At 37.5% G+C, this 12,441-nt stretch carries 15 protein-coding genes; 8 read left to right on the top strand and 7 right to left on the bottom strand.

Annotated elements, in window-relative coordinates; genetic code table 11:
• From BW946_RS05130 to BW946_RS05120, 3 genes are read left to right on the top strand one after another with little or no spacing between them, the layout of a single operon-like run.
• Entirely contained in the window at positions 1-1,083 is a 1,083-nt protein-coding gene (locus tag BW946_RS05130) for a mannose-1-phosphate guanylyltransferase (protein ID WP_228402464.1), read from the top strand.
• A gap of 32 nt (positions 1,084-1,115) precedes the next feature.
• Positions 1,116-1,778 (top strand): hypothetical protein, encoded by a 663-nt coding sequence (locus BW946_RS05125; protein WP_076595138.1) that lies wholly within the window; start codon positions 1,116-1,118, stop codon positions 1,776-1,778.
• Entirely contained in the window at positions 1,747-2,280 is a 534-nt protein-coding gene (locus BW946_RS05120; RefSeq protein ID WP_076595137.1) for a GNAT family N-acetyltransferase, read from the top strand. The genes BW946_RS05125 and BW946_RS05120 overlap by 32 nt, the downstream gene beginning before the upstream one ends.
• A 91-nt stretch (positions 2,281-2,371) precedes the next feature.
• On the opposite strand, the gene bcp is transcribed toward BW946_RS05120, so the two are convergent.
• Positions 2,372-2,821, bottom strand: a complete 450-nt coding sequence (gene bcp / locus BW946_RS05115; protein WP_076595136.1) for a thioredoxin-dependent thiol peroxidase — start codon at positions 2,819-2,821, stop codon at positions 2,372-2,374.
• Between the two features lie 33 nt (positions 2,822-2,854).
• Between bcp and BW946_RS05110 the strand changes: the two genes are divergently transcribed.
• Positions 2,855-3,475: an endonuclease III domain-containing protein gene (locus BW946_RS05110; protein ID WP_076595135.1), complete on the top strand. Its 621-nt coding sequence runs from the start codon at positions 2,855-2,857 to the stop codon at positions 3,473-3,475.
• A 151-nt stretch (positions 3,476-3,626) separates the two neighbouring features.
• On the opposite strand, the gene BW946_RS05105 is transcribed toward BW946_RS05110, so the two are convergent.
• A complete protein-coding gene (locus tag BW946_RS05105) occupies positions 3,627-4,073 on the bottom strand; it encodes a DinB family protein (RefSeq protein WP_083688785.1) in 447 nt (148 codons plus the stop codon).
• A 70-nt stretch (positions 4,074-4,143) separates the two neighbouring features.
• Complete coding sequence (locus tag BW946_RS05100) at positions 4,144-5,940, bottom strand: DUF885 domain-containing protein (protein ID WP_076595134.1); 1,797 nt, start codon at positions 5,938-5,940, stop codon at positions 4,144-4,146.
• A 169-nt stretch (positions 5,941-6,109) separates the two neighbouring features.
• On the opposite strand from BW946_RS05100, the gene BW946_RS05095 reads away from it, so the two are divergent.
• The 4 genes from BW946_RS05095 (at position 6,110) to BW946_RS05080 (ending at position 8,780) form a co-directional block, all read left to right on the top strand.
• Positions 6,110-6,571 (top strand): hypothetical protein, encoded by a 462-nt coding sequence (locus BW946_RS05095; RefSeq protein WP_076595133.1) that lies wholly within the window; start codon positions 6,110-6,112, stop codon positions 6,569-6,571.
• 168 nt (positions 6,572-6,739) lie between these two features.
• Positions 6,740-7,444 carry a MotA/TolQ/ExbB proton channel family protein gene (locus BW946_RS05090; protein WP_047426580.1) on the top strand — a complete coding sequence of 235 codons (705 nt, stop codon included), beginning with the start codon at positions 6,740-6,742 and terminating at the stop codon, positions 7,442-7,444.
• Positions 7,445-7,455: 11 nt separating this feature from the next.
• On the top strand, positions 7,456-7,854 hold the full coding sequence (locus BW946_RS05085; RefSeq protein ID WP_076595132.1) for an ExbD/TolR family protein: 399 nt from the start codon (positions 7,456-7,458) through the stop codon (positions 7,852-7,854).
• A gap of 35 nt (positions 7,855-7,889) precedes the next feature.
• Positions 7,890-8,780: an energy transducer TonB gene (locus BW946_RS05080; protein ID WP_076595131.1), complete on the top strand. Its 891-nt coding sequence runs from the start codon at positions 7,890-7,892 to the stop codon at positions 8,778-8,780.
• Positions 8,781-8,795: 15 nt separating this feature from the next.
• On the opposite strand, the gene BW946_RS05075 is transcribed toward BW946_RS05080, so the two are convergent.
• The 4 genes from BW946_RS05075 to accD all read right to left on the bottom strand — a co-directional run bounded on the left by BW946_RS05075 (position 8,796) and on the right by accD (position 12,367).
• Positions 8,796-9,188 (bottom strand): hypothetical protein, encoded by a 393-nt coding sequence (locus BW946_RS05075; protein WP_076595130.1) that lies wholly within the window; start codon positions 9,186-9,188, stop codon positions 8,796-8,798.
• 64 nt (positions 9,189-9,252) lie between these two features.
• Positions 9,253-10,656, bottom strand: coding sequence for a nucleoside recognition domain-containing protein (locus BW946_RS05070; protein ID WP_076595129.1), 1,404 nt, complete (start codon positions 10,654-10,656; stop codon positions 9,253-9,255).
• A 271-nt stretch (positions 10,657-10,927) separates the two neighbouring features.
• A complete protein-coding gene (locus BW946_RS05065) occupies positions 10,928-11,458 on the bottom strand; it encodes a DUF6973 domain-containing protein (protein ID WP_076595128.1) in 531 nt (176 codons plus the stop codon).
• A gap of 54 nt (positions 11,459-11,512) precedes the next feature.
• Positions 11,513-12,367, bottom strand: coding sequence for an acetyl-CoA carboxylase, carboxyltransferase subunit beta (accD, locus tag BW946_RS05060; RefSeq protein WP_047095043.1), 855 nt, complete (start codon positions 12,365-12,367; stop codon positions 11,513-11,515).
• Between the last annotated feature and the right edge of the window lie 74 nt (positions 12,368-12,441).

The raw sequence follows: 12,441 nt of genomic DNA, 5'->3' as shown, positions 1-12,441 counted from the left end.
ATGTCAAAATCAGATAGATATTGTGTTATCATGGCTGGAGGAATCGGAAGCCGGTTCTGGCCTATGAGCACGCAGAAATTTCCAAAACAGTTTCAGGATATTTTAGGAACCGGGCGTACTATGATTCAGCAGACCTATGACCGAATCAGCAAGGTAATTCCTAAAGAGCAGATATTCGTGATTACGAATAAAGAATATGTTCATGTTTCCCATCAGCAGCTTCCGGAGATTCCTGAAGAGAATATTGTGGGTGAGCCGCTTATGAAGAATACAGCAGCTTGTAATCTGTATATGGCGAACAAAATTGCTGAGATTAATCCGGATGCCACCATGATTGTATTGCCGGCTGATCATCTTATTCTTAAAGAGGATACATTTCTGGAAAAAGTAGAGCTTGCGTTTGATGTGGCTTCAAAAAATGATTATCTTGTAACATTAGGAATCACTCCTACAAGACCTGATACAGGTTATGGCTATATTCAGTTTGTAGAAAAAAAGGGATCTGAATATTTTAAAGTGAAAACATTCACTGAAAAACCTATTCTTGAAATAGCCCAAAGCTTCTTGGAAAGTGGTGATTTCCTTTGGAATGCAGGGATTTTTGTTTGGAATGTAAAAAGCATTCACCACGCATTTAATCTTTATCTTCCTGAGATGATGCAGCATTTTATGGCTTGTGAGTACAACTCAGAAAAAGAAAACAGTTGTATTGAAACCATCTATCCGAAGGTACAGAAAATTTCCATTGATAACGGAATTTTGGAAAAAGCCAAGAATGTATATGTAATTCCTTCAGATTTAGGATGGAGTGATCTTGGGACATGGACCTCTGTATATGAAAATACGGAAAAAGATAAAGACGGAAACGCTGTAAAACTGAAACATTTACTTTCTTATAATTCAAAAGGGAATATCATCCGGTTAAAGAATAATAATAAGGCTGTTATCATTGATGGCCTTGAAAACTACATTGTTGTAGACACAGATAAGGCACTTCTCATCTGTCCCCGGGATAATGATCAGCTCATTAAAGATTATGTTCTTGATTTGAAGAGCTTTAAGAAGGGCGAGAAGTTCATGTAATCTTTGTTATATTTTCTGCTGATTTTTAAATTATGATTAAAACCGCAACCCGATTTACAATTCTTACATTTTTACTTTTGGGAATCTTAGGATTTGCCCAGGAGAAGAAAAAGTTTTCAAGCATTCCTGCTGTTTTACAGCAAATCAACCCGGGTAGCAGGGTAGATTCATGGGTGTTGGTCTACAACAGCTATGGTAAAGGTCAGGAAATAAAGATTTCGGGTAAGGTAAATTATACTCCTCAATTCTCTGGATTTAATCTTTTTCCCAGTGAAGACAGCTTTTATTATATCGCTTATTCAGAAGGAGGTAAAGTAAATTACGTTACGGCTGTCGAAGGACTGAAGAAGTTTGTAGACAGAATTGATAATGCCCAGGAAGCAGCTGTTGTATTAGCTGCTGACGGATATATGATAGATGAGGAGTTTAAGGACCTTGCAGGTAATTATCATGAAGACAAGTCGAATTACTATCTGGACCTTGGAAAACTCACCTCAAAGGAATGTCCATACCAGAAAACGCATTATACAGTTACAGTAAATAAATCTACAGGTGCTGTAAGCAATGTCAAAGACAATGGAACCTATATTGAGCTTTACAATAAAAAATGCGCTAATAACCCGAGACTTTTAAAAATCGAAAAAAAGGAAGAACCAAAGAAAGATGAACCCCAAAAAACACCCAAACGCAGATAATACCTATGAGACAGAGCGATTAATCCTTCGTCCCATGTCCAGTGAAGACAAAGATTTCGTCTTTGAGCTTTACAACACACCCAAATTCATTCAACATATCGGAAACCGGAATGTTAATTCTGTGGAAGACGCCGAAAATTATATCCTCAATAGATTTGCTCCCCAAATTGAAAGACTTGGATTTGGAAACTATCTTTTAGTAACTAAAGAGGGAAATAAAAAAGTAGGGGCAGTAGGAATCTTCGAAAGAGAAGGGCTGGATATTGTGGATATAGGATATTCTCTACTGGAAGAGTTCGAAGGTAAAGGATATGCTTTTGAAGCTGCTCAGAAGGTTAAATCTATTGGAATGGATGAGTTTGGATTAACAAAAATATCCGCCATCATTTCAAAAGATAATGTTTCTTCCCAAAAGCTCATTGAAAAGCTGGGATTAAGGTTTAAAAAGCACGTTACACTTCCTGGTGAAACAGAAGACTTAAATTATTACGAAACAGAATAATAAATCTATAAAAAAATATTTTCACAAATAGCACAATAATATATCTGTGTTATTTGTGAAAATATTTGTGATATCTGTGTTTAAAAAAAAGTTATCCTTCCAGAATCTGCTCAGCAGCAGTCTTTGACGTTACTTTTTCAATCACTCTTGTACAAATACCATTTTCATCGAAAATAAAAGTGGTTCTTACAATTCCCATATACGTTTTTCCAAACGTTTTTTTCTCCTGCCATACCCCGAATTTCTCAATGATATTGCGGTTTTCATCTGCAATAAGATCATAGGGAAATGCAAATTTACTGTGGAAGTTCTTCTGTTTCTTTACAGTGTCGCCACTTACTCCCAGTAATTGGTATCCTGCTTTTTCAAGCCTGGAATAATTATCACTCAGGTTGCAGGCTTCCACAGTACAGGTTGGTGTATTCGCTTGCGGATAGAAGAAAACCACCAGTTTTTTTCCTATTAACTTTGATGAGGTTACCGTTTCTCCGTCTTGATTGAATCCTTCAAATTCAGGTAATTTATCTCCAACTTTCAGCATAATGATTTAATTTTGTTCAAATTTAAGGCATACATGACAAAAAAACAAAGAGCTGAGCTTGTTCAGATAGAACTGGATAAATTATATCCCACCACACCTATTCCGTTAGATCATACCGATCCCTATACATTAATGGTAGCTGTAGCACTTTCCGCACAGACCACAGATAAAAAAGTTAACCAGGTGACCCCAGATCTTTTTGCGGTAGCAGGAACGCCACAAAGAATGGCTAAACTTGAAGAATTTGAGATCAAGGAATTAATTAAAGAAATCGGACTATCCAATACCAAAGCCAAAAACCTTAAAAGGATGGCAGAACTTCTGCTGGAAAGACATAACGGTATTGTTCCGCAAACTTATGAAGAATTGGAAGCGCTTCCGGGCGTAGGGCACAAGACCGCATCAGTAGTGATGAGCCAGGGTTTCGGATTTCCTGCTTTTCCTGTAGATACTCACATTCATCGGCTGATGACACAGTGGAAACTTACCTCCGGAAAAAATGTGGTGGAAACGGAGCGTGATGCCAAGAAATTATTCCCTGAAGAAGTATGGAATAAGCTTCACCTTCAGATCATTTTCTATGGAAGAGAATATTCTCCGGCAAGAGGAAAAGGAGAAAAGGATTTTATTACGAAAATGATGTTTGAGAAGTAACCCGTTGTATTTTAATGCAAATATCGCAAAGAGGTACTTCGTTTGGCCAGGACAATGTTTTCTTAGCTGAGTGAAACGGCCTTGCGAACGAAAAAGAAAACGCAACAATTACTTTGTGATCGTTGCGTTATTTTAGTTGTTAATTGATGGATTAAATGTCCAATAACCTTCTGTGGTAATTAATCTGTCCCAAATGATAATCAAGATGAGCAACCAGATGGATCAGAAAGTAATCTGTTGTCATGGCTCTCTCAAAAACAACCAATGGATATTCTTTTTTAAGATCTTCTTCAGACAATTGCGGCAGAACGGAATCTATCATTGCTATGGTGGCTTCAAGTTTTTCAATAAGTTCAGCTCTAGGAACATCATTTAATGAAAATTCCAGCTCACGATGCCTTACATATCCGGTGTTTCCAAGCTGTGCTCCTATAAAATGATTGATATTTCCCACCAAGTGAAGGGTTAGATTACCCGCAGAATTAGCAATGTTTTTATCAATCTTCCAAAGATTTTCTTCTTTTTGATAGGCTTCTATCTCTGTTTTTAATTTACTTAAATCTCTGTTAAAAAGAGATCTGAGGCTTTCTGTGATCATATTAATTTCTTTATTTAGAAGAACAAAATAAAAGGGTACCGATTAACGAAGTACCCTTATTAGTGTAAATTTATTTTTGTTTTTGAGCCCAAAGCTCCATTTTTCTGTTCAGAACATCCAGAGGAAGACACCCCTGGCTTAACACTTCATCGTGGAAGCTTGCCAGATTGAATTTGTTCCCAAGTTCTTTCTGATATTTTTCTCTCAGCTCACGGATTCTTAAAGACCCTATCTTATACCCTAAAGCCTGACCCGGCATCGCCATATATCTTTCTACTTCTGCAGTGGCAGCCCCTTCATCATAAGAAATATTGCTTAAGAAATATCTGATCGCTTCTTCTCTTGTCATTTTTCCGGTATGAAGTCCCGTATCTACTACAAGTCTTACCGCTCTCAGCATCTGATCGCTCAGGTAACCCATTTTCTGATAAGGATCTGTATATAAACCAAACTCAGGGCCTAAAGTCTCACAATAATGAGCCCATCCTTCGCCGTACGCTCCGAACCATCCGAATCTCATGAATTTAGGGAGTTTAGTATTTTCCTGTTGAAGAGACATCTGATAGTGATGCCCCGGAATGGCTTCGTGAAGGAAAAGAGACTCCATTCCTGAAGTAACATTAAATTTGGCAGGGTCCGGTAACGGGACATAAAATATTCCAGCTCTTTTACCATCCGGAGTTCCCGGCATATATTCTGCACTGGCACTTGCTTCTCTGAATTTCTCCGTCTGTCTGATCTCAAACTTTGTTTTAGGTGTTACATTAAACATGGTTTTCAGCTTCGGAGTGATTTTAGTTAAGATCCCGTTAAATGCATTTAAAACCTCTTTAGACGTTTTATAAGGCATTGCCTTTGGATCCGTTTTAACAAAAGTGATAAAATCTTCAAGAGTTCCTGTAAAACCTACCTGCTGCTTTACTTTTTCCATTTCTGCACGAAGCATAGCTACTTGCTGAAGTCCGATTTTATTAATTTCTTCAGGAGATTTCTTAGTGGTTGTCCAGCTTTTTACATAATAGTTGTAGATCTCGTTTCCGTTTGGAAGACTGTTGTATCCGTCTGTATCTCTTGCTTTCGGAAGGTATTCTTTTTCTAAAAATGTTCCCATTTTAGTATAAGCCGGAATAATTTTTTTGGTAATAGCCTCTTTATAAAGTGCCGAGAATTTTTCTTTCTGAGCCTGAGAGAAGCTTTTCGGAAAATTTCTTATCGGACCATAGAAAATATTCTTTTCTATGTCAGAAGTGGTGATTTCCTCTGCTTTCATCTGAGGAATCATCTTGACAACCAGTTTTTTAGGAAGTACAATCTTATTGTTGATTCCTTCGCGGAAATTGTCTGCCGCGGCATTCATCCATTCCGGGAATTTTTCCATTCTTTTCAGCCAGTCGCTGTAGTCTTTTTCTGTTTTAAAAGGTTGATTGCCCTGTCCGCTCCCATACAGAGGAAAAGTAAGCGGAAGTCCTCCAAATTGAGTAAAAGGAATATATTCCGGATGGTAGGCATAGGCCTCAGTTTTATCTTTTAAAGTATAATCCAAAACATCATACACTACCTTATCTTCATCAGAAAGGGATTTATAATCTACATGTTCCAGCTGTTTTTGCACAGAATTGTAGAATGCTATTTCTCCTGAGATAAAATCTTTATCAATATTGATAGGAAGCTGGTCATTATATCTTGTATCTCCCTGTGCTGTAGCATCTAACGGGTATAGCTTCAGGTACTGCTCGTAATAATTGGAAGCAATAGAATCCAGGTTGCTGGGCGTTACTTTTGTAAGGGGAGAATCCGATTTTTTGCAGGATGCAAGACCAATCATCAGTCCTAATCCCAGAATACTTTTTGATACAATGTTTTTCATTTTCAGAATCTTTATGAAAGCAAAAGTAAGTATTATTGGGAGATTCAGACTTATTGTTTGCATTGATTTTAAAAAATTATTTTCAAAATCCTTTCAACTTTGAATCAATTTTTTATCTTTGTCTAAAACATTTAGCAATCATATTATTACAGTTCTTTTTTAAGAAAAAATGAAAGGGATTTTAAAAATTTACCATCCGGACGAAACGCTAAAATACAATATCAGAAATACTTATTGTAAGGCAGTTTACAGCAACCAACAACACCTTTTAGAGGTTGAAGTGATTACGGATGACAGCTTGGATCACGTAGAGGATGATTCATTACAATACAACTTTCCGCAGCTTTCACTTGAAATTTTCGATTTCCCTATCGAGTCGCCGGAAATAGAAGGAAAAACTATCAAAATCAATGATTCTGAAGAAGAAACTTATACAGAAGTAGACCTTTTCGATGACGAAGATGCCTATATCTATGACAATGAGCTTCTTTTTGAAAAAAATGAAGAAGGGGAGCTTCAGGTGATCTGGAAAGGAACCATTGATGATTTCTATACCGGATCAGATACACCGATTCCTTTTAGATTAAAATGCGAATTTAAGCAGGATGATATTGAGGTAGACGAAGATTAGCCGATATCTTCATTCTTATTACCGGATTTCTTTTCAAATAATTTTGGAAAGAAATTTGCTGTTTGTAAAATTGTAACAAAATTTAAGTTGTTTTTAAGCAATTTTTAAGAGTTCAATTCATATTATTCTCCTACATTTGTCGTTGAAATTTAATAAAATTTACATTTAATGCTGTTAACGGAACTTTCTCAGATTTTATTTGCACAAATCGCTACTCCTGCAGTTGCTGCGGACAACTTAGAGTTCTCATTCTGGAAGATTATGTTCCACGGAGGAGCTTTTGCTAAAATAGTGATGGTCACTGTGTTGCTATTGGGAGTGTTTTCTCTATATCTGTTTTTTGAAAGATTTTTCTTTATCAAAAGGCTGACATCAAAAACAGATTCCAACTTCATGAACAATATCGAAGACTTCATCAAGGCTGGGAAAATAGAGGCAGCAGCAGATTACTGCAAAACCCAGAACTCTCCTGAAGGAAGAATTTTAGAAAAAGGAATTTCAAGATTAGGACGTCCTGTTTCTGATATTGTAAGTGCTATGGAATCGCAGGCACAGGTAGAGGTTGCCAATATGGAAAAAAATCTGAACCTTTTGGCTGTAGTGCCAAGTATAGCACCCATGTTGGGCCTTTTAGGTACGGTAATCGGGATGATTATTGCCTTCTTTAATCTTTCCCATGCCACAGGATCTTTCTCTCCGAAAACACTTTCTGAAGGTATCTATACTGCTTTGGGGCAGACCGCTGTAGGTCTTGCTGTGGCAATTCCGGCTAACTTCTGCTATAATATTCTATTGACAAGGATTGATAAATTTGTCCTTAAAGCTCAGAATATGTCAGGAGAATTTTTAGACCTTATCAACAAACCTTTATAAATTTTCTTACGATGAAAATTCAAAGAAGAAATAAAGCAAATCCGGAATTCAGTTTAGCAGCGATGACAGACGTTATCCTGTTGATGCTGATTTTCTTTATGATCACCTCTTCAGCAGCCAATCAAAGCGCTATTGATGTGAATCTGCCGAAAGCCGGAGCCGTTGATGATAATATTCCGAATCCTGTGACAGTAAGTATCAAACCGGATGGTTCATTCTTTGTGGATGACAATCCTGTAAATAAAGGAGAACTGGAGAGGATTATTGTAGATAAATTGGCCAGCCAGACCAATAAATCATTCACGATAAGAGCAGACGAAAATACATTACATAAAGATGTAGTTTTTGTAATGGAAATTGCTGAGAAGTATAAATTTAACATTGCCATTGCAACCGTTAAAGATAAATAACAGATCCGGATTTCCGGAAACAATTACGTTTTAAGATGAAAAGCTATACAGCAGACAGAAACGAAGAAAATAAAGATAGAGTAAAGAGCGCACTGCTTTCTATTCTTATCTGGGCTGCTATTCTGCTTTTTGTTTTTTTGTATAAATTAAAACCTGAACTGGACAAAGATCCTGAAGTGGTTACTACCATGCTGGTCAACTTCGGAGACAACAGAAATGGAAAGGGGATTGAAGAGCCCGCTGAACAGCCTGGAAGTCTTGCTGCTGCAACAGAAGAAGTAACACCAGTGCCTGCAGAAACTCCGGTTTCGGAAACAAAAACAGTTATAAAACCAGAACCAGCTCCTACTCCGGAACCAAAGAAAACTGAGGTTAAAGAGAAGGTCATTACAGGAAATAATTCAAAAGCTGCTGTTCCTAAAAAAGAGGAATCTAAAAAAGCTGAGAAAAAAGAGGCCACCAGCACGAGTGCTTCAAAAAATACCAAAAAATCAGGAGCAGCTGCGGCAAACTCAAAAACAGGGAATGGAGACGGAAAAGGAAATGCTGCTATCGGAAACCTGATCAAAGGAAGAGGAACCAAAGCAGGAAGCCAGGGGACAGGTGAAGGAATTGGAAATGCAGGAGATCCTTTAGGTGGTGACGGAAACGGAGACAGTAAAGTAGGAATCGATAGAAAACTGGTAGGCTATATTCCCGGAACAATGGGAAGAGGAGGAGCACAGCCTTCTCACAGCTGCACGGCAAGCGGATCAATTACCATTGCTTATACTGTAGATAAAGCAGGAAATGTTGTTTCCGCAAGAAGAGCCGGAGGGATTTCAGATCCTTGTGTATCATCTACATCTGTTGCCTGGGTTAAAAAGTATGTAAAGGCAGAGAAAGCCAATACTTCTTCCACCGGAACTTATAAAATTACATTCTAAAAATACAAAAGCACTTTATTCAAGTGCTTTTTTTAATTCATTTATTCTGTTGATAATTGGGAGTGCAAAGATTCCACTGGTCTGAAGATATAGCTCATAGAATGTCTTTGCTTTATCCTGAAAATCTTTGTTATTTTCATGTTTGCTGTTGAAATAGAAAAGATTTCCCAACATTTCATAATAATCTTTGTGATCTCTTTCCTGTCTTTCATTAACGATGGCAATCATTTCTTCCTTGGTTTTAGAAGAAACCTCTGTAAAACTCATCTTGAAAATATCTCTCATCAACGTATCAAAATCCAGCTCTTTCTGCATTAAACTTTCTTCAGGTTTATCCAGAATAAGTTTTTCCAATGCCTGAGTTAATTGGCGGATGAGTCTTAGGGTAAATTCTTTATCTGTGATCATAATGGGTGTAAGGTTTTGAGTTTAATGTTTAAAGTTAATAGCATTGTTCAACAGCATCTTTTCATTAAGCAAAGAATAAATAAGCTAATGCAATTGCAGTGATAACACCGACTAAATCGGCCAGAAGCATAGCAATTACCGTGTATCTTGTATTCTTAACGGCTACGGCACCAAAGTATACTGCAATTACGTAAAATGTCGTATCTGAACTTCCCTGAAGTACCGCTGCCAGTTTTCCCTGGAAACTATCTGCCCCAAATGTTGACATCGTATCCACCATCATTCCTCTGGCTCCTGAACCAGATAAAGGCTTGATTAGGGCTGTCGGAAGTCCGTCCACAAATCTCGGGTCCATATTGGCAACGTTGGCCACCCATTTCATACCGTCAATGATTACATCGAATACACCGGAAGTTCTTAATAACGAAATTGCGATCAGCATTCCAACCAGATAAGGAATAATCTTAACACAGGTGGTGAAACCTTCTTTTGCACCCTCAATAAAAGCATCAAAAACGTTGATCTTTTTATAAACAGCTCCCAATACAATCGCAAGGAAGATAAACAGAATTAAACCATTGCTTAATACTTTACTGAAGTCATCCAATTCATCTTTACTCAATTGTACCAGATACAATACCAATAAAGCAATAATGGCTGAAATTCCCCCTAAATAAGCGATTACTACCGGACGAAGAAGATTGATTTTCTGATACAAAGAAACGATGATCATTGCAGCCAGTGTAGCGGCAAAAGTGGCAATCATACAGGGCAGGAAAATATCTGTAGGGGTCTTTGATCCCATAGAGGCTCTGATGGCAATAATAGAGACCGGGATTAACGTCATTCCTCCGGCATGAAGACACAGGAACATAATCTGTGAATTGCTGGCGGTATCTTTATTGGGATTTAAGGTCTGGAGACTTTCCATTGCCTTAAGTCCAAAAGGAGTAGCAGCATTATCCAGTCCCAGAAGGTTAGCGCTGAAATTCATCAGCATATGCCCGAAAGCAGGGTGATTCTTAGGAATATCGGGAAATAATTTGGAGAAAAAGGGCTGAATCAGACGGCTTAGAAGGTTAATACCTCCTGCTTTTTCAGCAATACTCATGAATCCCATAAAAAGGGTCATGATTCCGATAAGACCAAGACAGATCTTCACCGCAGTTTCAGAGGTTCCGATGACTCCGTCAGCTTCCTGAATGCGATAAACATTTACATTCTGTTTTAAAGAATCTGTTTTATAGTGAATTCTGCTGTCTGCGAAATCATTCTTTTTCATCAGGCTGTCTCTTACAAGAGGAGAGAGGCTGTTCATACGCTGGGATGCAATCTTCACTGTATCACCTCCTTTTCCTACGACCATATCATTGAAGATGGTTTTGTAGTGACCTGACGATACGTATTTTATACTGGCAATGGCAATGGCAATGATAATGAAAGCCGACCAAATTCTGCTGAGAACCATCTGATTGATTTAATTGTTTAAACTTATCAAAAATACTTTAAACCACAAAAATAACTAAAGTCTTTTGTTTATCTGATGTGAAGGAAAAGTAATGATAACTTCTGATTTTAGAGTTTATAACGCAGAGTCCGCAAGGATTCTAATAGTGAAGCTTTTTTCGTTCGCAAAGGCGTTAGCACTAAGCAAAGGCTTTGATTTAAGAAATATTGCTGAATGAAATGCCCTAGCGATCGAAAATATACAGTAATCTTATGTATTTTCCTTGCGATCTTTAGCGTTTAAAATAAAAGAATTGCTCTTCCAGATAAACAAGATGCCCTTCAAAATCATCATCAAGATTTTTCAGAACCTTTGCGTCATCCATTTTTTTGATTAATGCATTAACAAAGAAACTCTTTTCAAAAAACTGGCGGTGAATTCCGGGGAGAATTTCCATAAAATAATCCATTCCGATTTTGTTGTTATGGAGATCCATTTTGGTTTCCAAAGGCTCGTTCGGAAAAAGGTCTTCATGCATATCCGTTATTCTTTTGCAGAAATCAAGCGCTTTTTTGGGAGAAGAAATTTTACAGCAGTACATCATAATAAAGCAGCACCAAAGCGCGTGTCTGAAAGCATTTCCAATTCCGTTATTGGAGGCTGTTTCAGGAAATTTTTTCTGTGCAATGGTAAATGCCTTTACCGTGGCATAAAAACTGAGTAAAGCGAAAAGAGGATGGGGAAGGACAAGTGATAAAAGACGGATAATCTTTTTAAAACTCATACTTCTGATGGTATTGAAAAATATCTTAAAAGTCCTCATAAATAAAAATCTCTCCCTAATTAGAGAGAGATTGTATTGTTTTTGTTACAGATACTATGCTTTTACAGCTAATAAATTGACTGTTTTGGCAACAGTATCCTGAATTTCAGTTCTTTTTACGATGAAATCTACAAATCCTTTTTCCTGTAAGAATTCTGATGTCTGGAATCCTTCCGGTAAATCTCTACCGATTGTTTCACGGATGACTCTTGGTCCTGCGAAACCGATCAGTGCTCCCGGCTCTGCCATAATGATATCGGCAGTCATTGCGAAAGAAGCTGTAATTCCTCCGAATGTAGGATCACAAAGGTAAGCGATGTATAAAAGTCCAGCTTCAGAAAGCTGAGCCAATTTAGCCTGAACTTTTGCCAGCTGCATCAACGAGTAAGTGGCTTCCTGCATTCTTGCTCCTCCGGACTGACAGATAATCATATACGGAAGTTTATGCTTGATACAGTAGTCTACCGCTCGTCTGATCTTTTCTCCCATTACAGAACCCAAAGATCCACCGATGAACGCAAAATCCATACAAGAAACTACCATTTCAGTTCCTTTTACGGTTCCTACAGCATTTCTGATAGAATCTGTAAGCTTAGTTTTAGCTTTTACTTCTTTCAAACGGTCTTTGTAAGGCTTTGTATCTTTGAAGTTTAAGATATCAATACTTTCAACATTGGCATCCAGTTCGGTAAATTTACCACCGTCAAAAAGGATGTCAAAAAATTCTGCACTTCCTATTCTCACATGAAATCCATCTTCAGGAGAAACATAGTTATTCCTCTTTAGTTCATCATGTTCCACTACTTTTCCGGATGGAGTTTGATGCCAAAGCCCTTTGGGAACGTCCTTTTTCTCATCAGTAGAAGTGGTAATGTTTTTTGCTTTTCTTTTAAACCAGTCGAATGCCATTTTTGTTTGTATTAATGTATAAATGTAAAATGCACCAATGTAAATGTATTTCTATGAATACTTTTTACATTGAT

This window comes from Chryseobacterium sp. RU33C, assembly GCF_900156015.1.
Lineage (GTDB): Bacteria > Bacteroidota > Bacteroidia > Flavobacteriales > Weeksellaceae > Chryseobacterium > Chryseobacterium candidae.
The sequence above is the reverse complement of the archived record's forward strand: the minus strand, read 5'-3'. Positions and strand labels throughout refer to the sequence as shown.